Raw genomic sequence first — 16,440 nt, forward strand, 5'->3', positions numbered from 1 at the left:
GGCGTAGACGGCCACGCTCGCGATCCCCGCGTCCCGGCAGGCCCGGGCCACGCGGACAGCGATTTCGCCACGATTGGCGATGAGCACCTTGCGCATGTCTGTCATCCATCCTCTTGCGGCTGACCGGAGCGGCGCATCGAGACCGCGGCGACCAGCAGGCCGTCCCGTGCCATCCAGCGTCCGCTCCAGCGATCCGAGAGCGCGTCGCGGCCCCGCCCGGGCGAAGCCGACGTCCGCGCGTGGAACTCCCCGCTCAGGGGATTCACCTCGACCACGATCTCACCGAGTCCCAGCGACTGCCCGGTGACCGAGAACCAGGCCTTGAACAGGCTCTCCTTGACGGTGAAGACCAGCCTCGCCCAGCTCACCTGCGGATACGCCGACTCGAACTCCGCCACCCAGGCGCGCTCCTGGGCGGTCGCGACGAGGTCCAGCATCTCGCGGTAGCGCAGCGGCCTGTTCACCTCCGCGTCGATGCCGATCGCGGCCACCTGGTCCGCCCGCGCGACGGCGGCCGCGTGGTACCCGGAGCAGTGCGTCATGCTGCCGACGACTCCGGCGGGCCACAGCGGTTCCCCGGCGGCACCCCGCAGGATCGGCGCGGCACCGACGCCCAGCCGGCGCAGGCCCTGCCGCGCGCAGTCGCGCACCGCGGCGAACTTCAGTCTCCGCTCACGCGACAGGGAAGAGGCCGCGGACCGCTCTTCGGGAAGGAGTCCCGTGTCGTCCGTGGCATGAAATACGTCGACGCCCACGATGGGATCGTCGAGCAGTTCTTCGATGATGTCCGCCACCCCCGTATTCCGGTCGAATGCGCTCTGTCCATTCCTCAGAGTGCGGCGGACGCGCCGGCCGCCTCCACCAGCAGACAGGACCAGGTGAATCCCGCTCCCGCGCTGTAGACCAGAGCCAGCTCGCCGGGCGCGAGGAGTTCCGCGTGTAACACATCGGCAATATTCGCGACGGCGTCACCGGAACCGAGGTGCCCGGTCTCCTGCCCGAAATTCTCGATCTTGGCCGGTACACAGGACGACAGCACAGGAATCCAGTTCTCGGTGAGCAGCTTCGCACCGAACCGGGGCAATACGGCGTACCGCAGCCGCGGATCGTCCGGGCGCACCCCGGCGTCCCGCAGCGCGGCGCCCGTCACCTCCCGGATGGAGCGCTCGTTGACCGCGGCGAAGTCCCGGTCGCCGTGCTCGCGCAGGTAGGCACGTTTGGTGGCGCGCATGTCCACGCGCTCGCGGTAGGCGTGCGGGGCCGTCCCGAAGGGGTCGGCGCCCCGGTGCATGCTCTCCAGCTCCGGGGCCGCGACCGTGGCCGCCGCGAGCAGCCGCAACGGGTCCTCCGGGCCGGCCGGGCTGCGCAGCAGCACCGCGGTCGCCCCGTCACCGTAGGCCACGCCGTAATCGCCCGACCAGCGGTCGAACCCGGGCTCGATGAAGCGGTCCGCCGTGGTGACCAGGCCCCGCTTCGGCCGGCCGGCGCCGGACGGGTCCGGCGTGCCGAGGTACGCCGCCATCAGTTCGACGGCCGCGGCGCCGCCGTTGCACACCTGCTGGAGGCCGAAGGGCATGGCGCGGCGGGCGCCGATCTCGTGGGCGATGTAGTGCGCGGGCGACCACAGGTCGTGCCCCTGGTAGTACATCCAGGCATGGCAGAGCGCGTCGAGCCCGCCGGCGTCGGCGTCCGCGGCCCCGAGGGCGTCGCGCGCGGCCAGCACCGCCATCTCGGGCGCCGCCACGGTGCGGGCCACGGGGAGCGCTCCGTGCCCCAGGCTCCGGGCGTCCCGCGCGCGCAGCCCGCGGCTTTCGACCGCGTCGGCCGCGTGAGAACGCTCCGCGGGCAGCCATACAGCGGCGGAAGTTATTCCTATTGACCCGGCGGGTTTCATTCCTGCACCAGTCTCCCCATAGCTGATACAAATCAACTTCCGGCATTCTGCACGGCCCGGATAAAAGCTGGCTGGAAACCACATAAAAGAGGGGCGGATGCCGGGCCCTCCGGCAATTGGTGGCATCCTGCGTACCCTCTGCGATACACGCCGTGTCACTTTGGTGACGCTTGCCGCCAAACCGAAAACCCGGTTTCGTGGTCGTGGCCGCCAGTGGGCGACGACCACCTGGCCCGGGAATCGGCTCGGGTGAGATCAATTCGACCGGAGGATGAAGAAGATGAGCGACGCTCTTCAGGACGACCTGCGTGAGAAGGCCCGGCAGATCGTGGCCGACGTCCTGGAAGTGGACCCGGCCGAGCTGAGCGACACCAGCAGCTTCGCCGACGACTTCGACGCGGACTCGCTCCTCGTCATCGAGATGTACTCCCGGTTCGAGCGCGACCTGCACATCAAGGTGCCGCAGGAGGGCGTGGTCGAGCTGGACGACCTCACGGCGGTGTACGAGGTCCTCGGCCGGTACAGCACCGCGGGGGCCGTCAGTGCTTGATCAGGGCATGCGCCGGGTGGTCGTCACCGGCATCGGCGCGGTGAGCAGCCTGGGCATGGGCGCCCGGGACTTCATCGCCGGTATCCGGGCCGGCCGCAGCGGCATCGGTCCGATCGGGCAGTTCGACGCCACCGGGTTCGAGCACGTGCTGGCCGGCGAGGTCCGTGACTTCAGCCCCGCGCAGTACCTGCGCCGGATCTCCCCCGGGCAGTGGGGGCGCAGCAGCCAGTTCGCCGCCGCGGCGGCCCGGATGGCGGTCGAGGACGCGGGGATCGGCACCGACGGGCTGCCGGCCCTGCGCACGGTGAGCTGCTTCGGCACCACGAACGGCGAGTCCCAGGTGCTGGAGGACCTGGGGGAACAGTGGGTCTCCCAGGGGCCGGAACACCTCGACACGCACCTGATCGGCCAGGTCGACGCGGGCCGGATCTCCGCGGCGGTCAACGTCGAACTGGGTCTCACCGGCGAGGCGCTCACCCTGGGCACGGCCTGCGCGGCCGGCAACTACTCGGTGGGGTACGCCTTCGACCTGATCCGCACCGGTGAGGCGGACCTGGCGCTGTGCGGCGGGGCCGACGCGTCCAACCGGGCCACGCACGCCGGGTTCCACCGGCTCGGCGCGCTCGCGGCCGACGTGCCGAGGCCCTTCGACGAGCACCGCGACGGCATCGTCACCGCCGAAGGCGGCGCCGCCCTCCTGCTGGAGCCGCTCGACTCCGCGCTGCGACGGGGCGCGCGGATCTACGCGGAGGTCCTCGGGTACGGCCTGACGTGCGACGCGCACCACATGACCAACCCGCACGCGCCGTCCATCGCGGAATGCATCCGGCGTGCCCACCGCAACGCCGGGATCAAGCCGGAGGACGTGGACTACATCTGCGCCCACGGCACGGGCACCGAAGCGAACGACTCCACGGAGATCGCGGCCGTACGGGACGCCTTCGGCGGGCGGGTCCCGCCGATCAGCTCCATCAAGTCGGCGCTCGGGCACACCATGGGCGCGGCCGCCGCGTTCGGCGCCCTCGTGTCCTGCGCCGCCCTCCATGAAGGGTTCCTGCCCGCCAGCACCACCGTGCGCACCGTGGATCCCAAGCTGGGACCGGATGTCGACTGCGTGCCGGTGAAGCCGCGCAGCCAGCGGGTGCGCGTGGTGGAGAACCACGGGTTCGCCTTCGGCGGGAACAACGCCGTCACGATCTTCGGAGACATAGCCGCATGAGTTCCGTGTCAACGCACGACAGGCCCGCTCCGTCGCCGGCGGTCCAGGCCGCGCCGCCGTCCGTGACGCCCGTGGACATCGTCGGGTGCACCGTGTTCAGCGCGGCGGGCGAGGGCCTGGGCGCGCTCGCGGAAGCGCTGCGCCGGGGCGTGCCCGCCGCGCAGGGCCCGGCCGACGAGGCCACGGCGGGCGACTTCCCGCCGGACCCGGCCGTCCTGTCCGTGCCCGGGTTCGCCCCGGCGGAGGTGCTGGGCCGCAAGGGGCTGAGCCGGCTGACCAGGACCGACCAGCTCGTGTCGGTGGCCTGTGCCAAGGCCCTCGGGGAGCCGGCGGAGGAGGCCGGCGGGATCGAGCCGGCGGACACCGGCATCGTCCTGGGCACCTCGGTCGGCAGCACCCGCCGGGTCGGCGACTTCATCCGGGACACCTTCGTCGAGGAGCGTCCCTACTTCGTCAACCCGTCCCATTTCCCGGGCATCCTGATGAACTCGGCCGCGGGCCGGGCGGCGATCCGGCTCGGGCTCACCGGGGTGAACGCGACGGTGTCCGGCGGACCGCTCGCGGGTCTGCACGCCCTGCGCTACGCCCGCAACGCGCTGCTGGCCGGGCACGCCCGGCGGCTGCTCACCGGCGCCTTCGAGGAGCTGTCGCCGCAGCGCGCCTGGGCCTGGCACCGCTCGGCGGGGCTGGCCGCGGGGGTTCCGCTCGGCGAGGGCGGCGCGGTGCACGTTTTGCAGACCGCCGACGCCTCCGCCCAGGAGCCGGAAGGCTCTCGTCCGCTGGCCCGGCTGCTGGCCTGCGAGGTGGGTTTCGCCGATCCCGCCCAGGGCCTCTCCGGCGTCTCCCGGCGGCTGGCCGACTGCGTGCGGACCGCGCTGGCCCGCAGCGGGGTCGCGCCGCACGACGTGGCGGTGGCGGTGCCCGGCGCGGCCGGGCGGCGCGGCTGGGCGCGGGTGGAGGAGAACGCCCTGCGCGAGGTCTTCGCCGGCCCCGCGACACCGTACCGGCTGGCGGTCCAGCCGGTCCTGGGCGAGACGGACAGCGCCGCCGGCGCGCTCCAGCTGGCCGCGGTCCTGGCCCGCTGGCAGGACGACGGCGGGCCGGACACCGGGCGGGAGCGTGCCGCCGTGCTCACGGCGGTCGGCCCCGAGGGCAGCGTGGGCTGCGCCGTCGTGGTCCGACCGGCCGGGTGAGCGCCGTAGCAGGGTGCCGGCCGTACGGACCCCCGGTCGGCGTGCCGGCGGGTCCGTACGGCCGGCTTCCGTGTGGGTGCGTCCGCACATGTTCGAAACATTAAAGTAACTTTTTTTGTTTTTCGGCAGTTGTTTGGGCGGGATCGCGGCTAACCTACCCGGTGCTGAGGGCTTGCCCCTCTTCAGGTGTCGCGACGGAGCCGACGATGTCGACCAGGAAGGGACATGGCGAAGCAGGAGAGAGCCATCTGGACACGGCGTACCTTGCTGCGGGCGGCCGCCGGGGAGTTCGACCGCCATGGGTACACCGGCTCGTCACTCGCGCAGATCGCGCGGGCAGCGGACATCTCCATGGGCGCGCTGACCTTCCACTTCGCCTCGAAACGGGAGCTGGCCGACTCCGTCGTGGCGGAGGGCAACGCGGCGACCCGGGCGCTCGTCGACCGCCTGGCCCGCTACGACGGGCCCCCGGTGCAGTACGTGGCCTCGCTGACGCTCGCCCTGATCGACCTGCTGGAGCGGGACCCCGCGGTGCGGGCCGCCGCGCGGCTGGCCCGCGAGGACGACAGCTGCCCGCACCAGTGGCACGCCCTGTGGGCCCCGGTCGTCTGGGAGCGCCTGCGGCAGGCGCCCGGCGAGGTGCCGGCCGGCACGGACGTGTGGGCCCTGGCCGACCTGGCGGTCCACCTGGTCTCCGGGATCGAGGCGACCCTGCGCCACCCTCCCTGCACCGACGAGCGGCGCGACAGCGTCAAGCGTCTGGCGCGCATCTGGCGGCAGGTCGTACCCGGGATCACGCTGCCCGTGGACGCCGCCGACGACCTCTCGGACAGCGTTCCCGACGCGGCCTGCGCCGAGTGAGCGCCGGCGCGCGCCCGGCGCTCACACCGCGCTGCATCCGCCGTCCACCGGGACACCGGCCCCGGTGACGAAGGACGCCTGGTCGCTGCAGAGCCAGGCCGCCGCCCGCGCCACCTCCACCGGTTCGGCCAGGCGGCGCTGGATGGCCCGGGCGACGGAGGCCTCCTCCAGCCCCGGAATCTGCTCCATCGCCGTCTCCAGCAGCTCGGTGCGCGTACTGCCGACCATCAGGGCGTTGATCCGGACGCCCCGGTCGCCGTACTCCGCTGCGGCGGCCTTCGTCAGCCCCAGCACCGCGTGTTTGGCCGCGACATAGGGCGCGATGGCACCGGTCGCGAAGGCGCCGGCGGTGCTGCACGTGTTGACGACGGCGCCGTGCCCCTGGCTCAGCATCACCGGGATCTGGTGCTTGAGGCAGTTCCACACGCCCTGCACGTTCACGTCCATGATCTGCCGGAAGACCGCGTCGTCAGTCTCGTGGAGCGGGGTGCCGACCGAGCCCCAGCCGGCGTTGTTGAACGCCGCGTCCAGCCGGCCGAACTCCTCGACGGTCCGCCCGACGGCCCGTCGGACGTCGTCCGGTGCGGTCACGTCCCCCACGGCCACCAGGGCGCGGCCGCCCGCTGCGGTGATGTCACCGGCGAGCGCATGCAGCCGCTCCTCGCGGCGTGCCATCAGCGTCACCGCGGCGCCCTCCTGCGCGAACAGCCGCGCCGCCGCCGCGCCGATGCCGCTGGAGGCTCCCGTGATCATCACGGTCTTGTCCCGAAGCAATCCCTGGGTCGCCGCCATGGCCGCCCCTCCCCTGTCGCCCTGTGCTCTCGTGCCCGCACGGGGCCGTCCCCGTCCGGTGTGCCGCGCGCGCGGCGGGTCCGGTCACGCGAAGTCGGCGGCGTGGTCGGCGGCCCACTGCCGGTAGGTGGCCGGTTTCCGGCCCAGCAGCTCCTCGAGGTCGCTCCCGCCGTGCCGGGCGCCCGGGCCGCCGCGCCGTTCGGCCACGTCCAGCAGTGCCCGCGCGAGCGGTTCCGGCAGCCGTTCGCGCCAGCGCGCCAGGGCCTGGCCGGCCGTCAGTTCCTCGAAGCGCAAGGGGCGTCGCAGCACCTCGGACAGGTGCCGGGTCTGCTCGCGCGGCGTCAGCTCCTCGGGTCCGGACAGCGCGTACGTCCGGGACGCGTGACCGGGCTCGGTGAGCGCCCGGACCGCCACCTCGGCCACGTCGCGCGGGTCGACACACGCCGTGGCCGCGTCCCCGCCCAGGCTCCTGACGACCGACTCCGCGCGGATCGAGGGCGCCCAGGCCAGCGTGTTGCTCATGGGCGAGCGCATCCGCAGGACCGTCCACTCCAGGCCGGACGCGCGCAGCAGTGCCTCGCTGTCACGGTTCCAGCTCGCGATCAGGTCGGTGGCGTCCGGGTCGGCCACGGCGGTCCAGGACAGCTTCACCGCCCGGCGCACCCCCTGTTCCCGGGCGGCGGCCAGGATGCCGGCGTCGTCCTCGGGGCGCAGGGGGTTGGCGGTGACCACGAAGACGGCGTCCGCCCCGGCCAGCACCTCCGCGAGCCGGGAGCGGTCCCGGTAGTCCCCCGTGACGACGCCGTCCGGCAGGCCCAGGCGGGCCGCCTTGGCCTCGTCCCGGACCAGCAGCCGGGCCCGGCCCGGTGCGCCGAGGCGCCGGGCGACGTGCCGGCCGACCGCTCCCGTCGCGCCGGTCACCACGATCCTCGGGCCGTCGTCCGCCCACTGCCTCATGCCTTCACTCCTCGTTCTCTGCCGAACCGCATCCGGGCGGCCGCGCTGGGCACGGCGACCGCGGGCAGCACGCACCGCCACAGTTCCTCGACACGGTTCGGCAGGTCGCTGCGGGAGGTCTCCAGCTGGGCGTGCATCTGCGCCCCGGTGCAGGCGCTGACGATCAGCCGGGAGTACGCCTCCACGTCCACGCCCTGCTTCAGCTCCCGCCGGCTCTGCGCGTCCCGGAAGTCCCGCAGCAGGATGGACATCCACTGCTGGTGGGAGTTCTCGCTCTTGGGGATGAAGTGTTCCTGGTCCATGACCAGCCGGGCGCCGGCCTGGAGCAGGGGGTCGTCGAGCAGTTGGTAGGCCCAGGTCAGCGTGACGTCGATGGCGTGCTGGAGGCCGTAGGAGTCCTGCGGGGGCACCACCAGGTCCGGCTGGCCCTTGACGATCTCGCCGGCCAGCTCCTCCTTGGACTTGAAGTGGAAGTAGACGGCGCCCAGGGTCAGTCCGGCCCGCTCGGCGATCCGCGAGACGCTGGCACCGGCGAAACCGGACTCCGCGAACACCTCGGCCGCCGCGTACATGAGGGTGGCACGGGTACGCGCGGCCCTCTCCTGCTTCACCTCTCGCACCGCCATGCGCACCCCGTCGTTCAAAAGTCGTTCAAAACTAGTCAAGAAAAAAACTATTCTTTATCTTAGTGCAGACGGAGGGGTGATCCTATGCCCTTGCGGCCTAGTCGCCACTCGACCAAGGGGGAAATACGCACATGACCTTGACCAACGCCCAACCTCAGGACGCCGCCGACGCGGTCGGCACCGGGATCCTGGTTCGCAAGTCCGTCGAGGAAGAGGCCCTGGTCACCGGCTGGCGCCCGCTCTCCGAGACGTCCCAGTTAGTCACCGCGCGCTGGCCGCGTGAGCACGGCTTCTACGTCGAGGGGGGACGGTACAGCTCGCTGCTGCTGACGGAGAGTCTGCGCCAGGCGCTCGCCCTGCTGACCCACACCGTCCACGACATACCGCTCACGCACCGCCTGGGCTGGGAGCAGATACGGTCCACGGTCGATCCCGGGGCGCTGTCCACCGGGTCGGGTGCCGGCGAGGTCGAACTGCTCATCACCCACCCGCAGGTCAAACGCCGCCGGCTGGGCTCCGTCCACCTCACCTCCCAGGTGGAGGCCACGCTCGCGGGCCGCCCGATAGGCACCGCTTCCCTGCGCTACAGCGCCCACCCGCCGGCGATCTACGACCGGCTGCGCGGCGAACACGCCGACGCGGCCCGCGCCTTCGCCCGCGCCCTGCCGCTCACGCCTCCCGTTCCGGCCGCCCTCGTGGGCCGCGGCGACGCCGGCAACGTGGTCCTGTCCCCCACCTCCGGGACGCACACCTGGCTGCTGCGGGTCGACACCTCGCACCGGGTGCTCTTCGACCACCCGCACGATCACATTCCCGGGATGGTGCTGCTGGAGGCCGCCAGCCAGGCCGCTCAACTGACCACGGCGGCGGGGGCGGTGGTTTCGGTGGTCCCGGTGGTCTTCGACACGACGTTCTACCGGTACGTCGAGTTCGACCAGCGCTGCCTGGTCTCGGCCGAACCCGGCGTCCCGGAGGCCGACGGCCGCGTGTCCGTCGCGGTCAAGGCCCACCAGGGCGGGCACCTCGTCTTCGCCAGCACGGTGACGGTCCAGCCGCAGGTCTGAACAGCAGGCCGGGGCCGGACCCGGGACGGGCGCACCCCTGTCCCCGGTCCGGCCCCGGCCGTGGTCGCGGCGCCGCGACCGGGTCCGCCGGACAGGCGGACCCGGTCCGGGCCTGCCGCGCGGCCGCCCTCCGGGCAACGACGCGAATGATCAGTCAGGCCCTACCGCGCGGCGGCGGTCCGTGCGGCGATCAGTCCGTAGCCGACCTGCGGCAGCGCGCCGAACCGCTCGATGATGTCGGCGACTTCGGAGAGCTGCTGCCGGAACGCGCCGTCGTGGCCGTCGCCGGCCCGCCGGACGGTGTCCGCCGCGACGGCGTGGCTGCGGCGCACGTTCTCGCCGATGTCCAGCACCTCGGTCACCTCCAGGCCCGCGTCCCGCAGATGTCCGACGTAGTCGTCGGCGCTGCCGACCGGCGGGATCTGGAACAGTTCGCGGTTGGCCGCCACGATCTCGGCCTCGGCCTCGGTGAGTTCGCCCTCCACGTACGGGTTGGCCATCACGAGCATGCCACCGGGCCGCAGCACCCGGGCGGCCTCGGCGATCGCCTTCGCCCGGTCGTCCATGTGGAGGAAGGACTCGATGGCGTAGACGGCGTCGAAGCGGCCGTCGGGGAAGGGCAGCGCCATGCCGTCGGCACACTCGAACGCCACCCGGCCCGGACCCTCCCCGACCTCGGGCCGGGCGAGGGCCAGCTCCACCTGCTGGGGGCTGATCGTGATACCGGTGACATGCACGTCGTAGGTGCCCGCCACATAGACCGCGGGGCGCCCGGTGCCGCAGCCGATGTCGAGGACGCGCATGCCGGGTGACAGGGCGAGGCGGTCGGCGACCATGCCGGTCAGGGCGTCGGTGGCCTCGGCGACCGAGCGGGTGTCGTCGTCCCCGTCCCAGTAGCCCAAGTGGATGTTTCCTCCCATCACTTCGGACAGCAGGGCGGACGAGTTGTCGTACATCCGCGCCACATCGTCCGGTGTGGGAGTCTGGTCCTCGTGTGACGCTCCCTGGTGATCCTGCATTCCGGCTCGTCCTTCCGCGTCGGATTCATGCCTCGGCCAGGCACCATCGAATGCCCCGGACGCTATGAAATACAGAGTTTTGCTGTCAACAGCGGGTGCTTACTCATTTGGTGACATTCCCGAGGCATTCCAGCCGTGGCGCATTTCCGGCGAGGTGTCCCGCGGGTACGACGAAAACGCGCGCGGGAACGACGCTTCGCTCTTTCGCCCGCGCGGGCGGCGAAACGTCGTTCCCGGACAGCCGGGCCGGATCCTGTCCCGCGGGATCAGGCCACTTCGCTGGGCAGCTGGGCGTCCTCGCGGGCCGGGGCCGTCGCGGCGGTGTTCCGGCGCGGCGGGACCAGGGCGGCGGCGATGGCCACCGCGCCGACGGCGCACACCGCGGCCGTCCCGTAGAGCGCGACGTGCAGCGCGTGGGTGAACCCGTCGGCCAGCACCCCGGAGGTGCCGCCGGACAGGTCGCCCGCGGCGACCTTCGCGGCCAGCTCCGGCGAGCCGACCCGGGTGCTGATCAGGCTGACCAGGACCGCGCCGTACACGGCGATGACGATGGCCTCGCTGCCGATGCGCATGGTGTTCAGGAACCCGGTGGCCATGCCGGCCTGCTCGGGCTCGACCAGGCTCATCGCCGCGCCGTCGCCCACGCCGAACGACACGCCGGCGCCCAGGCCGGTCATCAGCAGCGGGCCGGCGATCACGCCGAGGGAGCTGGAGGGGCCGATCACGGTGAGCCACGCGTTGCCGCCGGCGAACATCACCAGCGAGAACGTGATCAGCGCGCGGGGCGACACACCGCGGTTGACCAGGCTGCCGGCCAGCGGCGGGGCCAGCAGCACCGGCGCGGTCATCAGCAGCAGCACGGTGCCGGCGCGCTGGGCCGAGAAGCCGCTCGCGCCCACGAGATAGGTGGGCAGGTAGGTCAGCAGCGTCACGAAGCCGAAGGTCGACACCACGGGGACCATGCACAGCGCGAAGAACCGGCGGTTCTTCACCAGCGACAGGTCCAGCACCGGCGCGGCGGAGCGCGACTGCAGGTACACGAAGAACACCAGCAGCGCCACGCCGGCGACGAGCAGCCCGAGCACGCCGGGGCTCGCCCAGCCCCACTCCGGGCCCTGGACCGCGCCGAGGACGAGCAGGCCGAGGCCCGCGACGAACACCACGGCACCGGTGATGTCCAGCCGGGGGCGCTGCTCGGCCCGCGACTCGGCGACGAAGCCGACGCCGGCCAGCGCCACGACCACCAGCACGGCGTGCAGCCCGAACGTGGCACGCCAGCCGAGGGCGCCCACCAGCCAGCCGGACAGGGTGGGTCCGGCGGCGAGGCCGAGGCCGGCGGCGCTGCCGAGGGCGGCGAAGGCACGCGTGCGCGCGGGCCCGTCGAAGGTGGTGGCGAGGATCGCGCCACCGCTGGCGAACACGCCCGCCGCGCCGATGCCCGAGAAGGCGCGGGCGAGGTCGAGCAGGACGATGCCGGGCGCGGCGGCCGCGGCGACCGAGCCGACGGCGAACACCGTCGCGCCCGCCGCGAAGGCCCGGCGCCGGCCGATCAGGTCGGCGGCCGATCCGGTGACCAGCATGAACGAGGCGAACGTCAGGTTGTAGGCGTTCATCACCCACTGCAGGGGCGCACCCGCGGTGTGCAGGTCGTCACCGATGTCCGGCAGGGCGACGGCCGCTCCGGAGATGGACATCGGCACGGTGACGAAGGCCAGCAACACCACTGCCAGCGTGATCGCTGGGCGTGAGCGGCCCGTAGGAACGGTAGTCACGAGTTCAGGCTCCTTAGGAGGCGTTCAACAGCCGCGGTCGGCCACCAAGGCGACAGTGCCACCTAGTGGCACTAGCTGTCAAAGCGCAATCGCGGCCCGGTGGTAGGCTCGTGGACGTGAGTGATGATCTGCGCGACCTGCCACTGCGGGAACGGAAGAAGCTGCGCACGCGGCGGGCCCTGGCCGAGACCGCGCTGCGCCTGTTCACCGAGCAGGGGTACGACGCCACCACGCTCGACGACCTGTGCGACACGGTGGAGGTCTCCAAGCGCACCTTCTTCCGGACCTACCGGTCCAAGGAGGACGTCGCACTCGCCGCCGACAGCGACCTGTGGTCGGCCTACCTGGACTGCGTGGCCACCTCCCGGCTGGACGGTCCGCTGCTGGAGGCCCTCCGCACGGCCCTCGACACCACGCTGGGCGCCCTGGACCCGGACTGGGACCGCCGCTTCCTGGCCACCCGCGAGCTGTCCGAGGGCGTCCCCGCGCTCCAGTCGCACGGCCTCGGGTACTGCCAGGAGACGACGCGCGCCATCGTCGACACGGTGACCGAGCGGTCCGGCGCCGGCGTCGACGAGATCCGCCTCCGGCTCACCGTCGAGATCTTCGTGGCCGCCTGGCACACCGCCTCCCTGCACTGGACGGCGCAGGGCGGCCAGGGCGGCCGCGACGGTTTGATGAAACTGGTCGAGGAGACCTTCGCCCGGATCCCCGAAGCCCTCACCTGCCCCGCCTAGGGTTCGCACGCCCGCCCTACCCCTGCCCCGCCCCGCGATCTTCCGCCGGGCGGGGCACAGCTTTATGCACCCCTTTTCTCCCGGCACCGCCCGCATTTGTACCGCACGCCCCGGGAACCGGCCTCCCGCGTACCTCCTAGGAGGTAGCACCGCCTCGTTCTAAGTGGTATCGCCCTTGAGCTGCCGCACGCCGAAGCCTACGTTCTTGAATTAAGGCCGACGGGCGACGGGAATTACAGCAGAAGGAGGGCCTGGGCGTGACGGTCTCGGAAATTACTCCGGAACAGGAAAAGTCAGGAGTACCGGAAACTCTCGGTTTCCATCGGACCGTCGACCGGCGCTTGGTCCACCGGGCTTCGGTCGCCGAGGTCTTCGTCACCGGAATGGAACGGACCGGGGACTTCACCTTCCGGTCCGCGGCCCAGCTCCCGCTGTCCCACGCGTACTTCAACGATCACACCGGGACTCCCGCGGTCCACGACCCGCTGCTGCTGCTGGAGATCTGCCGGCAGGCGTCCATCTACGGCGCGCACGCGCAGCTGGACATCCCGCTCCAGACCACCTTCATGGTCAACGACTGGTCGATCACCCTGCGCCACGCAGACGCCCTGCTCGTCGGCCCGAAGCCCGGCGAGCTGATCCTCGGCGAGGTCATGACGCCGACGTACGACCGCAGGAACCGCATCACCGCGCTGCGCTTCGACATCACGCTGCACTTCGGGGACCAGCCGGTGGGAGAGGCCCACATCCGCGTGAGTTCCGCGCCCACCGCGCAGTACGCGTCGCTGCGGTACATGCAGCGCGGCAGCACCCCGCCCATGACCTCCGCGTTCCGCTCGCCCGGGCACCGGCGGGACGCCGGACCGCCGGCCGGGGTGGGCCGCGGCAACCCGGCGAACGTCGTGCTCAGCGAGACCGCGTTCGACGCGCGGCAGGGGACGCTGACCGCCGTCCTGGCACCCGACTACGGCAACAGCGGGCTCTTCGACCACGATTACGACCACATCCCGGCCATGGTGCTGATGGAGGCCGCGCGCCAGTCCGCGCTGCTGCTGACCACGCACTCCGCGGCCGGCGGCGCGGCCCAGGGCCCCGGCGCGATCACCGCGTTCGAGGCCTCCTTCTCGCGTTTCGCCGAACTGGACGCGCCGGTCCGGGTCGTCGCGGCCTTCGAGGCCCGGCAGGAGGCGCCGCACCGGATCTCGGTGGCCTTCGAGCAGTCGGACACGACCGTGGCCGCCATCCGTACCGAGGTCCGCCCGCCCGCGCCCGCCGGCTGATGTCCCCGGCGGCGGCGCGTCCCCATCTTTCATACAGCGAGGAGCTGAAATGAGCAGGACAGTCCTGGTAACGGGCGGAAACCGCGGCATCGGACTGGAGATCGCCCGGGTGCTGGCGAGTTCCGGTGACAAGGTCGCCGTGACCTACCGCAGCGGCGAGCCTCCCGCCGAGTTCTTCGGTGTGCGGTGCGATGTCACCGACCGCGAGGACTCGGAGCGCGCGCTCGCCGAGGTCGCCCAGCAGTTCGGCCCCGTGGAGGTACTGGTCGCCAACGCCGGGATCACCAAGGACGCGCTGGCGCCGATGATGTCCGACGACGACTTCCGGGGCGTCCTGGAGACGAACCTGGTCGGCGCGTTCCGCTGTGCCCGGCTCGTGGCGCCCGACATGATCCGTTCCCGCTGGGGACGCATCGTCTTCATGTCCTCGGTGATGGGATTCCTCGGCTCCCCCGGCCAGGTCAACTACGCGTCCTCCAAGGCCGGACTGCTCGGTCTGACCCGCTCGCTCGCCTGGGAGCTCGGCTCGCGGAACATCACGGTCAACATGGTGACCCCGGGTCTGATCGACACCGACATGATCAAGGGTGTGAAGGAGAAGCGCCGCGACGGGCTGCTGGCCCAGACCGCGCTGCGGCGCGTGGGGACGCCGACGGAGGTGGCCGAGGTCGTCCGGTTCCTCGCCAGCGACGCGGCCTCGTATGTGACCGGGGCCTCGATTCCCGTGGGCGGCGGTCTGGCGATGGGGCAGTGACGGTGTCACCGCTCCACGATCATCAGGGGGTAGACATGCAGGGATCCGCCGGCTCTCCGGTCCGTGCCGTCTGGACGGACTACGGAGGCGTTCTGGAGGTTCCGTCCACCAAGGTGACGGTGGCCAACTTCTGCGCGAAGGCCGGCCTGGCCCCGGCGCAGCTGCTCGGGGCCATGGAGAAGGTCGCCGACTCCTACGGGGTGGACCTGCTGGCGCCGCTGGACACCCCGCTCGTCACCCAGGAGGAGTGGTCGGCGCAGGTCGAGGACGTCCTGCGGGCCGACGAAGGGGTGGAGGCGGACCTGTCGGACTTCCCGGCGCGCTGGTTCGAGGGCCGTTCCGCCAACGAGCCGTGGGTCGCGCACCTGCGGTGGCTCGTCTCCCGCGGTGTCTTCGTCGGGCTGATGTCCAACATGGTGCCGGCCTGGGACGAGCACTGGCGCCGGGTCGTCTCGCCCGACGGGCTCTTCAAGGAGCTGGTCATGTCCTTCGAGGTCGGCAGCCGGAAACCGGAGACGGGCATCTTCCGGGTTGCCGAGGAGCGCACCGGGTTCCAGCCGCACGAGTGCGTTCTCGTCGACGACATCGAGAAGAACTGCGCGGGGGCGCGGGAGGCCGGCTGGCACGCCATCCACTTCACGGACCCGGCCCGGGCGATCAGCGAGCTGAACGCGCTGCTCGGCGTGGACGGTCCGGAGTAATGGCCGCCGGGATCACCCTGGACGCGCTGGGCGTCCCCCTGTCCGGGCTGCTCGCCGAACCGCCGTCCGGGCCGCCCCGGGCGGTGGTCGTGGCGCTGCACGGCGGCGGCATCCGGGCCGGCTACTTCGACGGCCACGCCGAGCCCGGACACTCGCTGCTGGACCTGGGCGCGCGGCTCGGTTTCACCGTTCTCGCGCTGGACCGGCCCGGCTACGGCGCGTCGGCTCCGTTCCTGCCGCAGGGGGCGCAGACCCAGGAGCAGGCCACGCTGCTGCGTGCCGCGCTGGCGGATTTCGCCCGCACGCACCAGACCGGGCAGGGCTTCTTCGTGGTGGCGCACTCCAGCGGCGGCAAGACCGGGCTCGCCATGGCCGCCCAGGACCTGGACGACCGCGTCATCGGTCTGGACATCTCGGGCCTGGGCAGCACACCGGCGGCGGACGGCACGCTCCCCCGGGACCCGGCCGGCCGCATCGACTGGTACCGGCACTGGGGCGATCCCTCCCTCTACCCCGCCGAGACGTTCCGCCGGTGCCGTGCGCTGCTGGCCCCGATCCCCGTCCAGGAGATCCAGGAAGTGCCGGTCTGGCCCGAGACGTACGCCTGTCTCGCCGCCTCGGTGACGGTGCCGGTCCGCTTCACCTTCGCCGAGCACGAACCGTGGTGGCGGTCCGACGCGCAGGCCGTGGCCGACCTGACCGGGCCGCTGGCCGCGGCGCGGGTGCGGGTGGACCACCTGCCGGACGCGGGCCACAACATCAGCCTCGGCTGGGCGGCGCGGACCTATCACCTGCGGGCCCTGGCCTTCCTGGAGGAGTGCCTGCTCGCCCGCCGGACCGCCCCGGCCCCGGCCCCCGTCCCGGCCCGCACGCCACCGAGCGGCGAGGGCGTCCCGGCCGCCGCCTCCTGGCAGTTCCTCAAGAGGGTCATGTTCCCCCTCGCCCTGGCGCCCGACACGACCTGACCCCTCCCGCACGCCCCGGCCGCCCCCGGCCGGACGGCGTCCCCCAAGCCGCCCCG

At 72.3% G+C, this 16,440-nt stretch carries 18 protein-coding genes; 10 read left to right on the forward strand and 8 right to left on the reverse strand.

Annotated elements, in window-relative coordinates; genetic code table 11:
- The 3 genes from ACH4OA_RS33850 to ACH4OA_RS33860 all read right to left on the reverse strand — a co-directional run.
- Positions 1–96: biotin carboxylase N-terminal domain-containing protein (locus ACH4OA_RS33850; RefSeq protein ID WP_279617129.1), on the reverse strand; the 96-nt coding region annotated here is incomplete at its 3' end.
- Positions 97–101: 5 nt separating this feature from the next.
- Entirely contained in the window at positions 102–794 is a 693-nt protein-coding gene (locus tag ACH4OA_RS33855) for a 4'-phosphopantetheinyl transferase (RefSeq protein ID WP_397973265.1), read from the reverse strand.
- A 35-nt stretch (positions 795–829) separates the two neighbouring features.
- Complete coding sequence (locus ACH4OA_RS33860; RefSeq protein WP_397973268.1) at positions 830–1,756, reverse strand: 3-oxoacyl-[acyl-carrier-protein] synthase III C-terminal domain-containing protein; 927 nt, start codon at positions 1,754–1,756, stop codon at positions 830–832.
- 418 nt (positions 1,757–2,174) lie between these two features.
- Between ACH4OA_RS33860 and ACH4OA_RS33865 the strand changes: the two genes are divergently transcribed.
- The 4 genes from ACH4OA_RS33865 (at position 2,175) to ACH4OA_RS33880 (ending at position 5,717) form a co-directional block, all read left to right on the forward strand.
- Positions 2,175–2,444: a phosphopantetheine-binding protein gene (locus ACH4OA_RS33865; RefSeq protein WP_365882253.1), complete on the forward strand. Its 270-nt coding sequence runs from the start codon at positions 2,175–2,177 to the stop codon at positions 2,442–2,444.
- A gap of 7 nt (positions 2,445–2,451) precedes the next feature.
- Positions 2,452–3,663: a beta-ketoacyl-[acyl-carrier-protein] synthase family protein gene (locus tag ACH4OA_RS33870; protein ID WP_397973270.1), complete on the forward strand. Its 1,212-nt coding sequence runs from the start codon at positions 2,452–2,454 to the stop codon at positions 3,661–3,663.
- Positions 3,660–4,856, forward strand: a complete 1,197-nt coding sequence (locus ACH4OA_RS33875; RefSeq protein ID WP_397973272.1) for a beta-ketoacyl synthase N-terminal-like domain-containing protein — start codon at positions 3,660–3,662, stop codon at positions 4,854–4,856. Before ACH4OA_RS33870 ends, ACH4OA_RS33875 begins: the two co-directional genes overlap by 4 nt.
- Before the next feature lie 225 nt (positions 4,857–5,081).
- Positions 5,082–5,717, forward strand: coding sequence for a TetR family transcriptional regulator (locus tag ACH4OA_RS33880; protein WP_397943890.1), 636 nt, complete (start codon positions 5,082–5,084; stop codon positions 5,715–5,717).
- A 21-nt stretch (positions 5,718–5,738) separates the two neighbouring features.
- On the opposite strand, the gene ACH4OA_RS33885 is transcribed toward ACH4OA_RS33880, so the two are convergent.
- From ACH4OA_RS33885 to ACH4OA_RS33895, 3 genes are all read right to left on the reverse strand, one after another.
- Positions 5,739–6,509, reverse strand: a complete 771-nt coding sequence (locus ACH4OA_RS33885; protein WP_397943892.1) for an SDR family NAD(P)-dependent oxidoreductase — start codon at positions 6,507–6,509, stop codon at positions 5,739–5,741.
- Between the two features lie 84 nt (positions 6,510–6,593).
- Positions 6,594–7,466: an NAD(P)H-binding protein gene (locus ACH4OA_RS33890; protein WP_397973275.1), complete on the reverse strand. Its 873-nt coding sequence runs from the start codon at positions 7,464–7,466 to the stop codon at positions 6,594–6,596.
- A complete protein-coding gene (locus tag ACH4OA_RS33895) occupies positions 7,463–8,092 on the reverse strand; it encodes a ScbR family autoregulator-binding transcription factor (RefSeq protein WP_397943896.1) in 630 nt (209 codons plus the stop codon). Before ACH4OA_RS33895 ends, ACH4OA_RS33890 begins: the two co-directional genes overlap by 4 nt.
- Positions 8,093–8,223: 131 nt before the next feature.
- On the opposite strand from ACH4OA_RS33895, the gene ACH4OA_RS33900 reads away from it, so the two are divergent.
- Entirely contained in the window at positions 8,224–9,156 is a 933-nt protein-coding gene (locus ACH4OA_RS33900) for a ScbA/BarX family gamma-butyrolactone biosynthesis protein (protein ID WP_397973278.1), read from the forward strand.
- A 161-nt stretch (positions 9,157–9,317) separates the two neighbouring features.
- On the opposite strand, the gene ACH4OA_RS33905 is transcribed toward ACH4OA_RS33900, so the two are convergent.
- Together ACH4OA_RS33905 and ACH4OA_RS33910 are read right to left on the reverse strand one after the other, a co-directional pair.
- Entirely contained in the window at positions 9,318–10,175 is an 858-nt protein-coding gene (locus ACH4OA_RS33905; protein ID WP_397973281.1) for an SAM-dependent methyltransferase, read from the reverse strand.
- Between the two features lie 266 nt (positions 10,176–10,441).
- Positions 10,442–11,947, reverse strand: a complete 1,506-nt coding sequence (locus ACH4OA_RS33910) for an MFS transporter (RefSeq protein WP_365875022.1) — start codon at positions 11,945–11,947, stop codon at positions 10,442–10,444.
- Positions 11,948–12,063: 116 nt separating this feature from the next.
- On the opposite strand from ACH4OA_RS33910, the gene ACH4OA_RS33915 reads away from it, so the two are divergent.
- The 5 genes from ACH4OA_RS33915 to ACH4OA_RS33935 all read left to right on the forward strand — a co-directional run bounded on the left by ACH4OA_RS33915 (position 12,064) and on the right by ACH4OA_RS33935 (position 16,384).
- Positions 12,064–12,684 (forward strand): TetR/AcrR family transcriptional regulator, encoded by a 621-nt coding sequence (locus tag ACH4OA_RS33915; RefSeq protein ID WP_365875020.1) that lies wholly within the window; start codon positions 12,064–12,066, stop codon positions 12,682–12,684.
- A 257-nt stretch (positions 12,685–12,941) separates the two neighbouring features.
- Positions 12,942–13,964 (forward strand): ScbA/BarX family gamma-butyrolactone biosynthesis protein, encoded by a 1,023-nt coding sequence (locus ACH4OA_RS33920; RefSeq protein WP_397973284.1) that lies wholly within the window; start codon positions 12,942–12,944, stop codon positions 13,962–13,964.
- 49 nt (positions 13,965–14,013) lie between these two features.
- On the forward strand, positions 14,014–14,718 hold the full coding sequence (fabG, locus tag ACH4OA_RS33925; protein ID WP_365875016.1) for a 3-oxoacyl-ACP reductase FabG: 705 nt from the start codon (positions 14,014–14,016) through the stop codon (positions 14,716–14,718).
- 35 nt (positions 14,719–14,753) lie between these two features.
- Positions 14,754–15,419: an HAD-IA family hydrolase gene (locus tag ACH4OA_RS33930; protein ID WP_365875014.1), complete on the forward strand. Its 666-nt coding sequence runs from the start codon at positions 14,754–14,756 to the stop codon at positions 15,417–15,419.
- The gene (locus ACH4OA_RS33935) at positions 15,419–16,384 is read left to right on the forward strand and encodes an alpha/beta hydrolase (RefSeq protein WP_397943908.1); all 966 of its coding nucleotides are present in this window, start codon (positions 15,419–15,421) and stop codon (positions 16,382–16,384) included. The genes ACH4OA_RS33930 and ACH4OA_RS33935 overlap by 1 nt, the downstream gene beginning before the upstream one ends.
- Positions 16,385–16,440 lie beyond the last annotated feature (56 nt).

The sequence above is a fragment of the Streptomyces sp. NPDC017095 genome, from assembly GCF_044332325.1.
GTDB lineage: Bacteria > Actinomycetota > Actinomycetes > Streptomycetales > Streptomycetaceae > Streptomyces.